11 protein-coding genes are annotated in these 18,742 nt (G+C 45.2%); 4 read left to right on the forward strand and 7 right to left on the reverse strand.

The annotated features are described in order from the left end of the window. Both P0078_RS06370 and P0078_RS06375 read right to left on the reverse strand, forming a co-directional pair. Window positions 1-3,996, reverse strand: coding sequence for a DUF637 domain-containing protein (locus tag P0078_RS06370; protein WP_282933621.1), 3,996 nt, complete (start codon window positions 3,994-3,996; stop codon window positions 1-3). Further along, window positions 3,974-6,466: a hypothetical protein gene (locus P0078_RS06375; protein WP_282933622.1), complete on the reverse strand. Its 2,493-nt coding sequence runs from the start codon at window positions 6,464-6,466 to the stop codon at window positions 3,974-3,976. The genes P0078_RS06370 and P0078_RS06375 overlap by 23 nt, the downstream gene beginning before the upstream one ends. Window positions 6,467-7,809: 1,343 nt before the next feature. On the opposite strand from P0078_RS06375, the gene P0078_RS06380 reads away from it, so the two are divergent. Then, window positions 7,810-8,160, forward strand: a complete 351-nt coding sequence (locus tag P0078_RS06380; protein ID WP_282933623.1) for a hypothetical protein — start codon at window positions 7,810-7,812, stop codon at window positions 8,158-8,160. A 670-nt stretch (window positions 8,161-8,830) separates the two neighbouring features. Here the strand turns inward: P0078_RS06380 and P0078_RS06385 are convergent. Then, a complete protein-coding gene (locus P0078_RS06385; RefSeq protein WP_282933624.1) occupies window positions 8,831-9,877 on the reverse strand; it encodes a hypothetical protein in 1,047 nt (348 codons plus the stop codon). 691 nt (window positions 9,878-10,568) lie between these two features. On the opposite strand from P0078_RS06385, the gene P0078_RS06390 reads away from it, so the two are divergent. Further along, complete coding sequence (locus P0078_RS06390; RefSeq protein ID WP_282933625.1) at window positions 10,569-10,901, forward strand: hypothetical protein; 333 nt, start codon at window positions 10,569-10,571, stop codon at window positions 10,899-10,901. A 574-nt stretch (window positions 10,902-11,475) separates the two neighbouring features. Here P0078_RS06390 and P0078_RS06395 read toward each other — a convergent pair. The 4 genes from P0078_RS06395 to pdxH form a co-directional block, all read right to left on the reverse strand. Then, complete coding sequence (locus P0078_RS06395) at window positions 11,476-12,102, reverse strand: RDD family protein (RefSeq protein ID WP_282933626.1); 627 nt, start codon at window positions 12,100-12,102, stop codon at window positions 11,476-11,478. Between the two features lie 4 nt (window positions 12,103-12,106). Next, window positions 12,107-12,805 carry a J domain-containing protein gene (locus tag P0078_RS06400; protein WP_282933627.1) on the reverse strand — a complete coding sequence of 233 codons (699 nt, stop codon included), beginning with the start codon at window positions 12,803-12,805 and terminating at the stop codon, window positions 12,107-12,109. Continuing rightward, window positions 12,805-14,496, reverse strand: coding sequence for a molecular chaperone HscC (locus tag P0078_RS06405; protein ID WP_282933628.1), 1,692 nt, complete (start codon window positions 14,494-14,496; stop codon window positions 12,805-12,807). Before P0078_RS06405 ends, P0078_RS06400 begins: the two co-directional genes overlap by 1 nt. A 236-nt stretch (window positions 14,497-14,732) precedes the next feature. After that, on the reverse strand, window positions 14,733-15,371 hold the full coding sequence (pdxH, locus tag P0078_RS06410; protein WP_282933629.1) for a pyridoxamine 5'-phosphate oxidase: 639 nt from the start codon (window positions 15,369-15,371) through the stop codon (window positions 14,733-14,735). A gap of 267 nt (window positions 15,372-15,638) precedes the next feature. On the opposite strand from pdxH, the gene P0078_RS06415 reads away from it, so the two are divergent. Further along, window positions 15,639-17,243 carry a 5-guanidino-2-oxopentanoate decarboxylase gene (locus P0078_RS06415; protein WP_282933630.1) on the forward strand — a complete coding sequence of 535 codons (1,605 nt, stop codon included), beginning with the start codon at window positions 15,639-15,641 and terminating at the stop codon, window positions 17,241-17,243. Between the two features lie 28 nt (window positions 17,244-17,271). After that, window positions 17,272-18,705, forward strand: coding sequence for an aldehyde dehydrogenase family protein (locus P0078_RS06420; RefSeq protein ID WP_282933631.1), 1,434 nt, complete (start codon window positions 17,272-17,274; stop codon window positions 18,703-18,705). Window positions 18,706-18,742: the final 37 nt, after the last annotated feature.

Raw genomic sequence — 18,742 nt, forward strand, 5'->3', positions numbered from 1 at the left:
TTATGGAGCTCTAGTTGATCGCAGTATATAGACATTTGTTTCACCAAAAGCACCTTCAAAGTCTGATTTTTTATCATAGCAAGAGCTTGCATCACCAGCAGCGCATGCACTGTACACAACTTTTTGATTATCGCTTAAGTCTGCATTTCCGGTCTTAACCTCAATTATGGCTCGCCCATCTTCATCAAGTTTAATCTTGTTGTTGGGGATAATATTGCCACTTAAATCCGTAAGTATATAGTCTGCCGGTATATCCAGTTCCTCACCGCCGTCACCACCTGTAATGGTCACATCAGCCCTTGCCTTCATCCCATAAAACTCTGGGTTATCTGGATTGTCATTTTGAAGGGTTTGCTCTAGACGCACCTCAAGGCCATGAGTATTGACAAACTCACTCTCAAATCTAGCAACTTCCGCGTCATGATGTATTCGCCAAGTATTTACATTGCTGGAGAATGGGGAGTTAACGTCATGTATAACGCCATTTTTATCGACATAGATATATCTTGATTGGCCGTCAGCCTGCAAGATTGGCATTCCATTGTATAACACACCGGTATCCCTATATCTCCCTTTTAGAGGTCCGATATAGATGTCGCCCTGACGCGTAAATCTCTCTCCTGCGATGCCTTTGATGTATGCTTCTGTGTCAACTTGATTACTATTATGAGATAGCTCAGGGACGTCATCACGCATCTCCCTTTTATAGATGTAATCTCGAAGCCCATCAAAAGCCATTTCAACTTTACTGTCAATAAAGTTTAAAAATGCTTCTCCTGTGGACTCTGCATAATCTTCAATTTTACTTCCCCAGGTCTTAATTGCCTCAACAAGCTCATTTCCATCCATTTTAGAAATAAACTTATCGCCAATTTTTCCCCCGGGGAAAAAGGCAAGTACTAAACTGGTAGCACCATTCTCAATAATGTAATCAGCTAAAGCTTGATTGCCTGCGTCGACTCCGCCATCACGATAAGCCTGATATATCGGATATAAATCAACTCCAAGAAGTACAACATCAATTGCTTTCAATAGCACCGGTATAAGGAGGAGAAATAATGCATTGTTCTCAGCGGTAATAGCGCCTACATCAGCAGCGGTATGAACACCTGCTGCTTCAGCGCCCGCCATAAAAGCAGTAAGACCTGCAGAGAAGCCAGCCAAATCTACGCCACGTTGCTTTAGAGTCGTAATTTGTTCTTCAATTCTTCCAATGCCATACTCGTGCCTGAAGATTTCGTCTATCTGAGCTAAAGAATATCCTCTATCAGCATATTCTTTCGCATCTTCTGAGTAGATATTTAGTAAGTCACTAATTGCTGCTTCCGCTTCATCAACCTGAGCCTTTGTTCTCTCCCTGTAAACTGTGGCGGTGAATTCACCAATAACGGCGCCTGCCCCTCCGGTTACACAACCCTCAGAGGCGTTTTGCTGGCCAGAGTTTTCCGCAGTAAGCACCCCAACAACACAGCCAGAGCCTGCATGGGCGAGATACTTCATTGCCGTATCCCAGTTGCTTACCTCTGAGTTACTATCTTTTGGGTCCCATGCATTTCCAATTTTCTGTGCCATATAGGCACCTAGTCGATTGATACCATTCTGCATGAGTGATTGGGTGAAAGAATCTTCAAAATCGGTATCATAAACTCCTGTTTCTATTCCAGCTCTAACCGCCGCATGGGTTACAGCTTGAGTTGCCTGCTGAAGAGGAGATAAAACACTTTTTGCCGCAGCCGCATCAAAAGCTGTTTGGAAGGCCGTATCCGCCGCAGCTATGTCATTAGGATTAAGTGCTATCGCGGTGTCATATGCTTCTTTACCTTCATTAATAGCATTTGTATCTGCTCCAAAAAAGGTCGCATCAATCTGGTGTAGAGCACCTGCGGTCACCATGGCAACAGCCAGGCTCTTCAAAGTATCTGAAGATGCTAAATTCTCCATCGATCCGGCGATATCGCCATCGACAATCCCATTTGCCAAGGCGAGGACTAGTTGTGTCTTAAGTGTCGCCACTCCGGCAGCAATTGCCGCTTCTAACCATCCAGCGGAGGCTCCGCTAGTGACTATTGCCATCGCTATAGATATTACTGCAGCAAAAGCTGGAGATATGCTGGTGCTAGATTCATTCCATTTATCATATTGAAGTTCTATCGCTGTCCAATCGGCATTTGGAAAATCTGAGCGGACATACGTCATCCATTCCAAACCTTCCATTTTGGAAAGCTGAGCGATCTGCTCTTCCATTGATAAAGAGCGATCACCTTCATATTCCACATTGACTGTGGAGAATGCTTCAACGGCAAGTCCACCAACAATTGAGTTGGTAACACCAGTCTCAATTACATGACCTTTATTTTTTGTCGATACGGTAAACAAGCCCTTTTCAATGGAGCTGTAGCTATACTGGTCAGTCTCCGTTGTCATCAGAAGGTTAACACCTCCAGTGGCAGCCTTAATCGCTGTACCTTCCTCAGAGGTTATATCAGCAGCACGTAAGGTGATATCACCAAATTCACTGTGAAGCCGAATACCTTTGCCAGCATCAAGAAGTGAGCGAATAGCTACAGTCTGGTAAATGGATTCTTCTATTGCTTTCTTACCAAACTTACCTTTTTTGTAGGTTTGACTAGTTTCCAGCTCATCCTCAATAGTAATACCCAGGCCGGCCAGTAACTCTATGTGCCCGCGATCGCTAACAATTTCTGTTGCATCTAGGACAATCTGACCACCAGCAATTAACTGAATCGTTTCTCCAGCGGTAAGCTTAGATTGTAAATAGCTGACTCCAGATTTCTGTACATACCAGCCACCCTGCTTACCCTCAAAGCTAGAGGTAATATTCTCCGTACCTATGTAGATATTGCCATTTGCAGCAAATGTCAGTTCGTCACCCGCTGATACAGTGACTCCCTGCAGAACGATGTCACTGCCACTACGCACGACTAAATGACCATCAGCTGAAATAGTGGTTACTTCTCCAAAGAAGCCACCCGTTTCATTACCAAAATCATAGCGATGTACTAACGTCCTAGCCTCAAGACTTCCTGCATCGATTGTTAAATTGCCACACGCATCAACTTGACTTGATAGTAAACGAAGTGATCCACCTACTACTATATCCAGCTCGCAGCCACTAACACTGCTATTTTGGGCGACAAAATCACCGGCTACATTTAGGAATGCTTCACGGCCCAGCTTGATATCAACATCCTGAATATTGATACGACTAAAGCTAACATTACTATTAAAACCGACACTGTGATCAGTCACTCGTCGTTCAGCAATTGTTTGCTCCGTCAAATAAACAACAGGGACAATTACTGTTTCTCCGTGGATAACCCGGCGCTCTGGCCAAACCATATCGTAAGGGCTATTTTCGCGATCAAATTTACTTTCCGAAATTGGATCACCGTAAATCTCTGTCGTGCTCGCCAACTTCGCGTAGAGAAACGCATTGTCATACAAGGTCTTTAACTGGCTGGTTTCATCTTTAAAGTAGGCGCTATCAGAGTCGATTAAATGCCTACCCAGAAGCTCTTGTATTTGATCTCTAACATATCGTGACTGTACAAAGCTGTCCCCTACCAACTTGGGGTTATCATAAATTGGGAGGATTGTAGTGATACCCCCTACCCCAATAGGTACATAGGTAGGCGACCCTAAGGATTCAATATATTCATCCCGTAATCTTCCATAAAAGTCCTGGATGTTGGAATATCCATCTTGAACGGATGTATCAATATAAGGCACCGCCGTATATTGATAGCTACCACTAGTGGTAGAAAACTCAATTTCCGCAATGGAATCCAGAACTTGCTGAATTTGCCCTGATGACAAAGCTGCCGCATAAGCTGGCAACATTGTCTGAAACAGGAAACAGAAAGCGACCAAGTGGGTAAAGAAACGCATCCCTATTCTCTTTTTACAACTGGTGACAGTGGTGTTTTCTTGATTCATCTTATTTTTTAAGCCCTTAACTCCACCAGTCAAATTCATTTAGAAAATCAGCAATCACATTACTAAGTGACTCAAACATATCTTTAATCACTTCAAAAAGGGAAAAACTTTCAGTTTTATCTTCAGAATTTGACCCAATAATTCCTTGTACTTGTTCATTTGCCCTAAGTTCGACATCCCAATTGTGGGTCCAGAAAATTTGTAAGGTATCATTGGTCAGATTACTAGAATGTTCAAATACATGATTCACCTCATAAAGGCTAACATTCGAGGATTGACCTGGCTGACTAGGCATTAGGACATCATCATAATTATTCCAACCATCTGGGCTATACTTTATAACCAAATCAGATACAGCAACCTCTTTAAAACCATCAAAAGTATTGTGAGTTATACTTTCAAACTCGCCACTACCTTTAACATTCCCATGCACAAAAAATAGTGAGTCAGCATCTTTAGGTTCAGCAACAACAATTTCATTGCCAGACATTACCGGTACATAATCATCACTACCGGAGCACGGAACAAAGACTGTTCCCGGACCTCTTAAATCTTCGCACAAATAAACCTTTGTCGTGGTAGTTTCTTTGCTAATTGCTTTATGCGAGATACCATAATCATGAACGACAGGTGTATCAAATAGTGCTTGCCCATAAACCTCTAAATAAGCGGCGTTATTCACCAACCCTGCCGTAGCATAAGTCTCTAAATCACCAAGTGATACTATGATCCCTGGTGGGGAATATGTATACGCCCTGGTTTCGTAGGTTTCAATATTTTCTGTAGTATTACCATCCAAGATAGTGTAATAAGTTTGATCTAGAAGAGTTAAGTTTCTATATCGCTCATTAACAATATACTTACCTTCTAATTTAAGAGTTCCACTACCCTTATTTAGCCGCAATACCGCTGATGAATTTAACAGGTAGTTCTGGGCTTGAATTTCTACACCATTTTCACCTGAAATAGTGGTCTGATTTACCAGGCTTCTCAGGAGAACAGTGGTCTTATCGTCAGAAACTTTCTCCCAGTAGGGGTTAATATTTTCGACCCCTTTCGCTTTAATCCGAACATATTCACCAATAATATGAGCGGATGTATCTGAAGGCTGTGAAAAATTACTCGTCGTGCTTACATTTACCCCAGATCGATAATAGGTACCAAATTCAGAAGTTTCCGGCTTCTCCAAAGTTAAATCGCCAGCATAAAATGTCAGCAAGTCATCTACGGAAGATTCATTTGGCAGATAAGGAGTGCGAGAGCCATTTCTTACAAAACCGTTTTGAGATTGTACGTCTACAACTCCTCCGGTAATTTTACCTCCAAACTGATTGTAGACATTATTGTCTGCCCATGCCGATAAAGTACTTCCCCCTTCCAGCAGGCCGAAATTCACAATTTCATCAGAGGCAACCTTAAGCGTATGTGCAAAAATTTCAGATTTGTTTTCAAGTCGCCCATTTGCAATTGCCGTTACGCCCTTACCCTCAATATTCACATTTGAGGAAGGAAACAATAAGGAACCATTGGACTTGATAGTAATATCACCATTACTGGTCATATCTTCCGTAACAGTCGTGTCACATACCCCAAAAGTTTGTACCTCTACAGACTCTCCAGAGAGCACAACCTGATTCTGGTAACGTACTGATGATAAGAAATCAGAGGTGGTATCAATCTCAGTATCAAGTGTTAAACAATTTGCGGTAGTGAGCTTGACAGCCGCAGCCCTAATTGATCCTTCCAGCGTCTGGGATACCGCCCCAGATTTCGGAATAATATTTTCTATCTTTTGTAAATCATAATTCCAGCTTATGTCGCCAGCCATGGCATTTACCAGACCTGTTCCCAGTAGGTAATTACCATTTTCATCAGGAATAAGGCCATTACTATCCTTACTGGCCGGCTGGTGAATATCTAGGGCTCCACTAATGAATAGCTCATCGGATAGGGTTTCTACCAACAATGCTCCCGGAGCGCTCATCCCTGAAAGACTGATGGAGCCACTGGTGGCTGTTAGCTCGCCAATATCTGCAACATCATCACTAATTGTCTTTGACGGCTGAGCAGCGGCCATAGTGATTCGAGGAATATTACTAAAACTACAGTTCAGACAGCTAATACTACCGTTTTCATCCTTGGATAAAAACAATACATCTGCTGGTGCCCCCATTACTTCTACGAGGCCGCTTAGGCTTATACGATCAGCGATAATTACAATTAAGGAAGCCGCCTCAACAGGCGTAGAATCCTCTAGCAACCCGGGAATGTTTAATAATTGCAGTGGCTGACCGGATACAGAGAAGGTGTTAAATTGATTCCAAGAAATTCCATTAGAATTAGCAGGTCTGACACGTAGTGTATCAACACTTTCATTATCAACTAGTGAAATTTCACTAGAGTGAATACTGCTAGGTGTAATAGTCGACGCACTTGAATATGCACTACCACCAAATAGGGCGAGCCCCATTAGCATAGTTTGAACTAAATAGTTTGAATTGAGCTTCATGTAATCCCCAATAATGAATGCTAAATCTTTCTTTAGTAGCTGCTACTTTTCAGTCCCAAATAACCTTTGATACCGTACGGTTTAACTCTCTATATCGTTTAGCTTTTAACAAGCAACATTTTTCAATCGCCCCGACAGTATTGGATAATTACTCAGCAATTATTAATTGCCCAGCACAATAATTAATCAGCAGCCTAAAAATTGACGCGGCATCCTAACAAAACTTAACCTTTAAAACCACAGGAAACGCAAAAAATATAGTAGCAGAAACAGCACATATTCATTATGGTGTTACTATCTGGCTACACCACAGGAGTCGCTATTCACCAGCCGCCACAATCCCCTGAACAGCTCTTTTTTAGGTGGAAAAGGTAGACTACCACCTCGTAAAACACAAAAAGCACTCTTAGTGCCTACCGTAAATTAACAATGATGAAATAACGTAACACTTACTCTCTCATACCCCAAAAAATACTGATCGCCACCCTGTCACTTTATGACCGATGACCTCTAGCCCCCCCTGCAAGTAGTCCCAACCTTATTCAAGAGCAGGTTCCCGATGAGCTTTGATATATCCTGTAAATCTGCTGGATATCCTCCACGCTGCTGACAACCAATATTTCGCCGTGCGAGCAATGAACTTCACCCCTATGCTAACGTAATCAGAGAAGCCTAACTCGGTGGGCGCGCCGATCACTTTCTTGAGTTTATCGAAGAGGAACTGCAACTCTTTATCGATAGCAATTTTAAAGGTGACGGAGGAGACGAAACCCTAGCGGGGTATTCCCTGGATTCGGCTCTCCCTCTCCATACGCCTTTAAACCAGGCCAAGAGCCTTAACCGATACGTTATTGGAAGCCGCGGTATTTGTCGGCCGATAAGAAAATCTTAGATAATGAATTGACCTATGCAGCACGCAATGCCGACTCGGGAAAAAGCGTGTATTTATTGGTCGCGAGGGGAATTGTAGTAAAGTCGCCTCCGCTTATGCAGTAAAAGACTTCTCTCAACTAGCAAAAAGACTGAAATCCCGTAACTACAATAGCCTTACACTATGAAAGCGCGTATTTGAAAATGAGAACTACGATAGTGCTGCCAATCCAGGCTATGATAAAGGGACAGAAAAGATATTTAGAACCAAGGTACCATCTGGAAATATTCTTCCTAGCACACCTTGCCCAACCACCAACAAGCTGACATTGATTACAAACACAATAAGAATCAATAAAACCTACCAACAAATATACAAAAAGAGTATTCCCCCCGAGTAAGGCCTTGAAAAAATCATAAAGTAAAGTATATTACGAAAACTTTAAAAACAAGCGCGACAAGGACTTAAAAATATGAGAGTGATTATAACTCTATTTATTTGCCTGCTACCGGTATTTGCACAAGCTGGAGTAAAATCCGATTCAGACAACAAACTCTACGTTAAATGGATCGAAACTGCATGGGGTAAGAATGGTATCGTGATACAATTCGACAGACAGGTCACATACGATGGTACAGACCCAGGCTGCGAATGGAGTTCAAGTGTCTTTGTCAGTAAAAACGATAATGAGATGATGGACCATATATTATCTATAGCACTGTCTGCGCAAATGGCACAAAAGCCCGTCATGGCTTACGTAGAGGATACCTGCAACGGTTATCGTGCTGAATTAATTTCTCTTCAGATATGGACTGAAGAATAATTTATTTTCCGGCCTCCAGGATGGGGGCCGGACCTCAAATAGGGGCTATTTTTAAGCCAGCCGCCTGGAAAAAATAAATTTACTTCACTACCACTTAAGCACCATTTCTTTAACTGCTGAAAAAACTCAAAAAACGCCCCCCATGACCGAAGAAGATAGATGCTCACTTTGTATTACAGACTGCGCATCCTGCAAAAATGAAGCTTAATTAAGATCAAAATAGAGCATATATAATAATAGAGCCCCAAGCAGAGAATGATCCCAAAATACTTTTCCAATCTCGATTAGTACGACAATAAATCAGATATTTCTATTGCCCGAGAGATACAATTGACTTAAAAGCCCGTGAAGAGAAAAACTGCTCCAATTCTCGCACTATACTAACCTCCATACAAATATAGATGTAAAAGTAGCCAAATCTCTAGCTACCTAATTTCACTAATTATATTCAAGGTTGGATTATTAAGTTCAGACAACCATATAAGAGAACAAAATTTATTCAGGCTCAAGTTCTCTCAATTAGAAACTCAAAAACAATCAAGTCCTAAATAAACCTTCAATAAGGTGTTATTGCTAACACTGAGAAAAGAAATATAGCAAAGCCAGATTCACTAAAACAACACCCTATGCAAGACTTAAAACAGAAAGACTTGCATAGGGAATCTATTAATTAATCCCTGAACAGCTTAATCGCTTTACCAATTTTTCGGTACTCTTCTTCTACTTCAGGGACATAGCGCGGCCCGTAAAGAGTCCCTTTACTTGCATACACTTCAGGCCAAGCAAAAGGATAAATGGCGATCACATCTTCATTCCTCACAGCATGATCATAAGCTTGTTGAGCTCTTGTTATCAATTGCTCTTCCGTAAGATAGCCATAAGTTGTGTTTTCGGTCATAAATGCACGAGGGATTATGTAAAACTTAGCATCATGCAAAGCGCCCGTATGCTCCCATACTGCCCATACGTTTTCTCTCAAAAGATCGGTCATTCCACCCTGAAAATTAACACCCTTATATTTATCTACACCAAACAAATTGTAATTGATTGGCATATATTCACTATACCCACTATAATCTCCTTCCGGAGAGATCCAATCTACATACGTCCCCCAATACAACACTCCTTCAACACTATCCTCTGTGAAAGTTATAGCTCTATATGCATCAGGAAAGTCCTGCATCAAAATAAGGCCTATTTCATCCAAATACTCTTTTACTTCACCATCGCTCATACTTGACCGATAAAAAGGCTCATCCAAAGGGTCTAGCGCATAGATAATATCTTCATAAGGCTTTAATTTTTCTTTAGCAGCTTCCCACTGTTCAAGATAATCTTCTCTTTTGGTGTAGCCCGACTGTGAATCAAAAAATATAGGCGCCAGCTCTACCCAAACTTTTACCCCATGCCTTTTAGCCTCTGCCAACTTCTCATCCACATTACTCCAATGCAGATTAATAAAAGTCGAAAAAGGAGCGACTTCCGAAATATAATCAACGTACTTACCCGAGTGATAAAAACCAAATGCCTCTATATGATCAGGCACAACGTTTCCCGGGGGAAAAATTATTGGAGTAGCAACCTCTCCATGTAATATAAGTATCTCAGGCTCTTTCAAGTCGGCTGCAGCCGTCATCTCCTCCTGAGCCAACACACCACCTGGCAAAGTAAACAACAGGCACCCAACAAGAGGTAGCTTCTTAATATTCTTCCACATAAACTTCCCTATCCCAAACCGTACAAAATTTATTCTCGTATCGGCAAAGTGAAATTCACCCATGAGAACGACAAAAATCTCTAGTCAACTCTAACAGGTCAATACCACCCTGAAAGAGACCATCCCAAAATAGTACGACAAAACAAAAAGCTACTGCAAATCATTACAAAGTAAATCTGTCGTCACACCACCAAAAACCCAACCCATGCATCTATTTGGTAGACATTAAAAGATGTGCTGACTTAGAAATTTCAAATCTCTCCTCCTCAAAAGATAAAACATGAACAAATGTTCCATCTATCAATTATAAGAAGCATCTCACACAACATAAAATTCTACTTTTAGCCTAAGATATTTTAAAAAATACACCTGCTAGAAATTAACTCGGGCTGGCACACACTAACTCAAGCACCCCCAGATACTAAAAAGAATCTCATCATTATGATCCGTACATACTTATTCTATCGACCCCAAATTAGACACCTACCCAAGACCACCTTTACTTCAGCGCCTCACAACACCCGTAAATGGTGCTTGCATACCAAGTGGAGCTTGATATTTTGCTCAAAACTATGACATAAATAGCAACCCGGCATAAAATAGAAAACATATAGATTAGTAATTTTCCATTTGATAAACTATCAAAATTCTTTAGAATTAATGAAAACAACACTATAAGCTGGAGATTCCTATGAAATTCAAATTTCTGACTGCATTAATTGTGATGACCTTATCAAAAGGTGCTTTTGCTGCGGGTATGTCTGACGATGCTACCATTAACAAGGTAGGCTGCCACATGAATAATGCAACCTGCTACGTCTACCTGGATCAAACAGTTGGCCCAGATAGCTGCAGCAGCAATTCGATACGTTGGAGCAAAGATGCCGAAAACGGCCAAGAAACTCTAAGCTTATTAACCGCGGCATTTTTTGCCGGAAAAAAAGCTAGTTTTTATGTTCTAGATTCATGTTATGAAGATGGCATTTACCCGACCTTTGGATATTTCAACGTAAACAACAATTAAACACCCAAAAAAACCCTCAGATTCTAACTCATCTTGGCTAGCCAGTTATTCGATATTTTTCAGTTAGATGGCTAGCCCCCTTAGTACCACCATAAATATTCAAGAAAACTTTACAGCTTTTACTCACTGCAAAGCTATTAAAAGAGAAGAAGTAACAAATATGCCCAAATTGACGATTGGTCTTAGCCCATCAAGCATTTCCCCGGAGTAGCCGGAAATCGAGAGCCACCTAATAGCCAGGCAAAGAATAAATATTCCAAAACGCAAATTCCAGCAGCCTCCAAGGTTGCAATACCGTCTGGTTTCTCGGAGGCCTTCATTAGAATAATCGATGTCGAAAAATTAATAACTGCATAAAGTAGGAACAAATCCCGCAAAACAGCCCCCCCTTAGCCAACAAATAGCCAAAATAATGCTGTTCGCAGTCATCAATTATAGCTTCGTTATTAACCTTTACTACTTCACCCCCGCCACGATGCCTCTGCAAGGGGGCTGCTTTAGCCTAATATTTTATCTGTATGGCTAGTTAATAAATATAATAAGGGAAGAGCGGGAACCTATCCCCGCCCTAAAGCTAAGCTTTCCTCAAACGGCGCAAATGCTCTTCATGGGTCTTACGCATATTAATGACATAAGTGCGACTTAACCGATCATGCAATAATTTTCCAACCAGGAAGAAATTGATAATCCATGCAATAAGCCCAAATGCACTAGTGAAGGCAAAGCTTACAGTTCTCCAAAGGCCTCGCAAGTATCCAATCCGCTCGAATTTTTGACTGGTTACCCGATAGCCCATTATATACTTGCCGGGTGTTGCCTGAAGTTTGGAACACTCAAATAGCCAAGCAAACACCAGATAGGCTCCAAAACAAAAAGGTATGACTTTTGCGGCTGCTACAGCTTCCGGCAATCCAAAGATTTTCATCATCGCCGCAGTTGCAAGAGAGCCTACGGCCATATAAGTCATAACCAAGTCTAAAAAGAATGCAACACTTCTGGGTACAAAATCACCAAAAAAGTACTTTTCATAGCGCTCTTCAAATTCAGCCTCACTTTGTGCCTCTACCTTGCCCCCGCCACGAAGCCCTTGTAAAGGATCAATACGGGACTCATGGGTTTCCAAGCTATTAAATATGCTATTGCACAACTTCTCGTCAAGTGCTTGGTAGAGGTAAGACGAATTCCCTCGCCAATCGAACAACTGGTCACAGTACTGCAGGATGTTCGGCGTTACTTGTGGGCGAAACCTTGCGGACTTCCCCCTCTACAGCATTTTGATTAAATTGGGCAAAGCGTTCAAATACAGAAAGACCTAAGTTCCAATTATACTCCTCATCCAGCATATAGGGACTCTTGGTGAGAAAGTCCCAATTTTTTTCCAAGCTCATTTCCAAATGATTATTGAGCATCTCATCAACTTGCTTAAGTACCCGCCGAAATTCTTCGATACGCAAATCTCTATCCGGGTCTCGCGTCTCCTGAGATTCACTTGACTGCTTATCAGGGGAAACTCTTTCGCTCTGCTCCAAGGGTTCAGAATCGCTCTCTTGTTTCACTGAGAGTTCTTCAGCTACTGGCGGAGTTGATATTCCATCAGCAGAAGGCCTCACTTCAACTTCCTGCGCTCCCTCTAATACTGCTACCCTTTCACTATTAACCCTCTCATGGTTTGTATTTTCTGCCTGCCCTGTTGAAGAAGTTCCCAAGGAGGCTTCCGTAAGCCCAGTAGCCTCCTCTTGTAACTGCTCGGCCAGTTTCAGTGCTTGCTTATAAGCCGCATGAAGGGCCTGGAATTCTTCCGGTTTTTCATCTGGGCGAGTTTGCTTAAGTTTTTTTGCATAAGCACGCTTAATCGCCCGAGCATCAGTGACGGGGTTAATTTCAAGAATGGCCCAGGGATTCATCAAATCCAGTCCTCACCATCCAAACGATCCAGAATTTCACTAACCTCAGTTCGCACTTTAATAATTTCTGTAGGATTTTGTCTTTCTAGGACACTATCAAAGGATGATAGCAACTGAGCTATATACTCACGCTGCTCGCCCAAACTGGATTCATACAGGCGCTCACCACGAGCAATGATTGCCTGGTTTTTTTCATCTTCTCGAGGGTGGAATTTTAGTTTTGCCAGTTTTTGCAGGGCTTCAGCCTTTTGTATATCGGAGAGAGCTCCCGGCGTAAACTCGATTAACTTGTTGAAGGTTTTACCCGTGGAGACCACGGTCACATCCACTTCCAAAAGCCCATTCATATCGTAGGTATAGCGAATATCTGCCGATTCTTCCCCTTTAGGCTTTTTCGGCACAGGAACTGTCATCTCACCCAGGTACACATTTTTAGATACCAGGCGATTCTCTCCTTGGTATACGTCTACACAAAGTTGGGTTTGATCATCCCGAGCAGTCCAAACCCGCCTTACAACACTGACTGGTACAACGGTATTGCGCTCAATAATAGGCATAAAGTAAGCACCGAGCTGAGGATTATCTTCATTGATAACCCCAGTTCCCAAGGTGTAAGGGCATACATCGGTCAGGACAATATCATCCAGTGCTGAGTTCTTTTCTTTTAAGCCAGCCTGAATAGCCGCCCCCATCGCAACGACAGTGTCCGGATCCAGATGACAGGCTGGCAGACGACCAAACATTCGGCCCACCATTGAACGAAACTGGGCCATGCGCGTCGAACCGCCAACCAATACCACTTCATCAATTTTCTGTGGGGGCAAATCTGCATCGCGCATTGCCCGCTCAATTGGTCGTTTCGCTCTTAACAACAGAGGTGTGCTGAGTTTCTCAAACCACTCTGGGGTCACCTGGAATTGCAGGGAGCGTCCATCAAGTTGTAATTCAAGTTTTTGCTCAGGCTGCTGGCTGACTCGACGTTTGGCGCTTTCCATTTGCATATATAAGTTTTGCAAATCGCGAGGGCTTAAGGCTTCTTTCTTAATTTCAAACTCAGCCAGGACATCATCGATCATTGCCTCAACGAAATCCTCTCCACCGAGGAAGTTATCTCCGGCACTGGCATGGACTTCCATAATGCCATCGAAAAATTCCAGGATGGAAACATCGAAGGTGCCACCCCCAAGATCTAAAATAAGGAAGTTTCCTTCACGCTTGTCGTGTAAACCGTAAGCAATGGCCGCCGAAGTTGGCTCGTTAATTAGCCGCTCTACTTTTAATCCCGCAAGGTCTCCTGCCAACTTGGTAGCATGGCGCTGATTATCATTAAAATAAGCTGGGACACTGATTACAGCCTCGGTTACTTCTTCACCAAGAAAAGTTTCTGCATCTTCTTTGAGCGCACGTAAAATTAACGAGGAGAGTTCTGTTGCACTAAATTTCTGTTTCCCCAGGGAAACTTTGTGATCTGTGCCCATCAAGCGCTTAAACGCAGCCACAGTGGTACTACTGTGGTTAATAAGACGTTCTTTAGCCGTTTTGCCGACTAGCAGTCGGCCAGAATCATCAAGCCCCACAACTGACGGGGTCAAAATTTCACCCAAACGATTGGGAATTAGTTTTACCCCTTCATCAGTCAGTACCCCGCAAGCACTATTTGTGGTTCCCAAGTCGATACCAATAATGGCCATATTTCCCCTACCTACCCTTGGATTCGAATTGCAAAAACGATCGAATCTATAGAATTTTTAAGACAATAGTTTTAGCTATATTTATGGCGCATTATTCTAAGCGGCCTTGACCACAAATTGCCAGATAAGACATCGCTATAAAACAGTATCAGGGGATAGGTACTCACAAAGTGAAGCGTGATTCAGCGGTTAGTTGTGGCCCAAAGGGCTGGGCCACGAAAAGATAAATATGAAAATTAGGGGGCGCGACGTTCTATATTCCAGCTATCATTTTCTTCACGGCGATAAATAAAACGATCGTGCAATCTATTTTCGCCCCCCTGCCAAAACTCAACCGCATTAGGCACCACACAGTAACCGCCCCAAAATTCTGGCAATGGAATTGTTTTACCGGCAAAGCGAGCCTTCTCTTTATCAAACTGCTGCTCCAGTTCCTCCCTGGACGAAAGCGGCCGGCTCTGATGCGAAGCCCACGCGGCCAATTGGCTGTCCAGGGGGCGCGACTGGAAATAGGCCTCTGCCTGCTCGCGGGAAACGGGCTCCACCTTCCCATAAACAATCACCTGCCGCTCGAGACGGCACCAGGGAAACAACAGCGACACCTGAGGGTTAACGGCCATATCCCGGGCCTTATCACTCTGTAAATTGGTATAGAAAACGAAACCCTTCTCATCGAAGCCTTTCAGCAAAACAATCCGCTGCGACGGGTGCCCGTCCGCGTTAGTGGTGGCAAGACACATGGCGCTGGCATCAACTAATTCTGCTTCAACAGCTTCTGCAAGCCACTTGCGAAACTGCTCCACGGGGGTCGGCTTCAATTCAGAGCGCCTTAAACCACCCATTTGGTATTCCCGACGCCATTGATCGATTTCCATGGTGATACTTCCTCGGTTGTTCTAGCTCAAAGTTTATTCAGCGAAGTGCCGGAAGGCTATTGTGCGGCAGCCACCTCGTCAAATTCCTCAAAATCTACTGACAGGTAAAGCAACCCAAGCGTACAAAGTTTCCTGCCGCAGTGCCGGGTGAATCTCAATTTTCCTGCGATATTGCCTGTGAAGATGCAGACTCTGCGGTTGCTTGCACGGCTTTTGGTGGGCCGCTAGGCTCACTGCATTTTTACACGAATAAGGAAAATGGTGCTTATGTCCTCTGCGCCCACATGCGCCCAGGTGCTGATGCGCCTGCTGCGCGAATACCAGGTAGAAAAAGTTTTCGGGATTCCCGGCGTACATACTATTGAACTGTATCGCGGCCTGCCCGGTAGCGACTTGATGCATATCACGCCAAGGCATGAGCAGGGCGCCGCCTTTATGGCAGACGGTTATGCCCGCGCCAGCGGCAAGCCCGGTGTCTGTTTCCTGATCACTGGGCCGGGGCTGACCAACGCAGCCACTGCGATGGCGCAAGCTTACTCAGATTCAATTCCCATGCTGGTTATTTCCGCCGTCAATCGCCGGGAAGACCTTGGCATGGGCCGTGGGCGCCTGCATGAGCTACCCCGCCAAAGCGATGCCAGTCGAGGCTTCTGTATCTGGCAGCACACCCTGACCCAGGCAGAACAATTACCGGAAGTAATGGCACGGGCATTCCAGCTATTGCAGTCCAGCCGCCCCGGCCCTGTCCATATCGAAATCCCTATCGATTTATTCCCGGCTCCTATGTCCGGCAAGCTGGACGATTACCGCGCGGCACCCAATGCCATGGTACCGGCAGCCAATGCGACAGCTATCGCGACTGCTTCCCAGTGGCTGCAAGCTGCCGAACGCCCGGTGATTCTGCTGGGCGGTGGCGCGCAATCTGCTGGAGAGGCGGCAACACAGGTATCAGAAAAAATTGCAGCTCCAGTCTTCCTGTCTCTGGCGGCCAAAGGCGTTGTCGATGAAAGACATCCTCTGTGTGGCGGAGCCAATCTCAGTTTTGACTGCGTGCGTGAGCGAGTGGAAGCTGCCGATGTGGTCTTGGCCGTTGGCACAGAGCTTTCGGAAACCGATCGCAATCTGGTGAAAGAGGATTACGCTTTCTCCGGCAAACTGATCCGCATCGACATTGATCCGGCTCAGCTGGTATGCAATGCCCAGCCGGACCTGGCCATCTGCGCGGATGCAGCAGAAAGCCTTCAGCAATTAAGCGAAGCCCTGGTTCAGTGCGAAGAGAGCTCAAAACAGCGCGCAGAAGAGGAAGTTTCACAATTAATCGGTAACTGCCGCAAAGAATGGTGGGAAGGTTCTGAGGAGCGCTTCCCTTGGGTTGAAGCTCTGCGCGAAGCCCTGCCAGATGAGGGAATTCTGGTTACCGACTCCACACAACTGGCCTATAACACTAACCACGCCTTGCCGCTGTACCACCCTCGCAGCCATATTACCTGCACCACCGGTTATGGCACGCTGGGCTTTGCCCTGCCCGCCTCGATCGGGGCCAAGTTATCCAGCGAGCGGGATGTAGTTGCCTTGATCGGCGATGGCGGCCTGATGTTTACTCTCGGTGAGCTGGCCGTTGCAGTAGAACAGCAACTGCCCCTGCCAATACTGGTTTGGAACAACAGCGGATATGGAGAGATTCGCGACTTTATGGATGCCGCTGAAGTACCTCAAGAAGGTGTTAATCTTCGCACTCCGGATTTTGTCGCACTGGCAAAATCTTTTGGCGCTGAAGGTTGTCGCATCGACAAACCACAGCAATTAGCTACGGCAGTCGCAGAAGCCCTGCAACGCAAAACACCAACAATTATCGAAATCACCGCCCCTTGAACTGGCGCGAAGCAAACGGAAGCGTGACATGACAGATTTCAGCAAGCTGCATACCGACAAACTGTTTATCAATGGTGAGTGGCGCGAGCCCCTCGGCACCAGTTCCCATCCTGTGATCAACCCCGCCACTGAAGAAATGATTTGCCAGGTGGTGGAAGGCTCTGCTGAGGATGTGGATATTGCCGTTGCCGCTGCCCGCAGCGCCTTTCGCAAGTGGCGCCATACCAGCGCAGATCAGCGCTCAGCCCTGCTGAATGCCATTGCTGACGGAATGGAAGAGCGCAAGGAAGACTTGATCCAGGCGATCTCACAAACCCTGGGTTGCCCCGCCCATATCACCCGTTGGTTGCATGTGGATGGCCCTATCTACGCCATGCGTTACTACGCCGGTCGCACTTCAATCATGGAAGAGACCGAAAAGGCGGCCCACTCGGTATTAATCCGGGAGCCGATTGGCGTGTGTGGCTTTATTACCCCTTGGAATTACCCTCTGCACCAATTTGTCGGCAAAGTGGCCCCGGCTCTCGCAGCAGGCTGCACCATGATTACCAAGCCTTCGGAAACCACTCCGCTACAGGATTTCGTCATGGCGGAGATTATCCAAGCAGCCGGTGTTCCTGCGGGCGTATTTAACCTGATCCCCGGTGCTGGCTCAGTCGTCGGTGCAGAGCTGTCATCCCACCCGGGAATCGATATGGTGTCCTTTACCGGCTCCACCCGTGCAGGCGTTGAAGTTGCCAAGGCTGCAGCGCCCACAGTTAAAAGGGTAACCCAGGAGCTGGGTGGCAAATCGCCTCTGATTATCACCCCGGATGCGGATCTTAAAGCAGCAGTTCGCTGGGGCTGCGAAGATGTATTTATCAACAGTGGCCAAACCTGCACCGCACTCACCCGTATGCTGGTTCCCGCTGAGCACTATGAAGAGGCGGTGGAAGTTGCCAAGCAGGTGGCTGAAGAAGTGGCCATGGGCACTGATGCCAATGCCTTTATGGGCCCGCTGTCCTCTGCGCGACAACTCGAAATAGTGCGCGGCTATATCAAAAGAGGGATTGAGGAAGGCGCCCGCCTGGTTGCCGGTGGTCTGGAACTCCCGGCAGAACTGGATAAAGGCTTCTATGTGAAACCCACGGTATTTGCCGACGTTCACAACGATATGGCCATTGCCCGGGAAGAAATCTTTGGCCCGGTGACCTGCCTGATCCCCTACAAGGATATGGATGAAGCCGTCGCCATTGCCAATGACACCGAATACGGTCTGTCCAGCGGCGTATGGGCTAAAGACGCCGAAAGCGCCATGCCTATCGTTCGTCGCATTGAAGCGGGCCTTTGCTTTGTCAACGGCGGTGAGTTTAACTACGACGCCCCCTTCGGCGGTTACAAGCGCTCCGGCAACGGACGCGAGTTTGGTGAGGCCGGTCTCGGTGAGTTTATCGAACTGAAATCCGTGCAGCTTCCCGCATAAACTTCTGCACCGCCCTCTAATGGGGGCGGTACTGTTG

It is taken from the genome of Microbulbifer sp. VAAF005 (assembly GCF_030012985.1).
Classification (GTDB): domain Bacteria; phylum Pseudomonadota; class Gammaproteobacteria; order Pseudomonadales; family Cellvibrionaceae; genus Microbulbifer.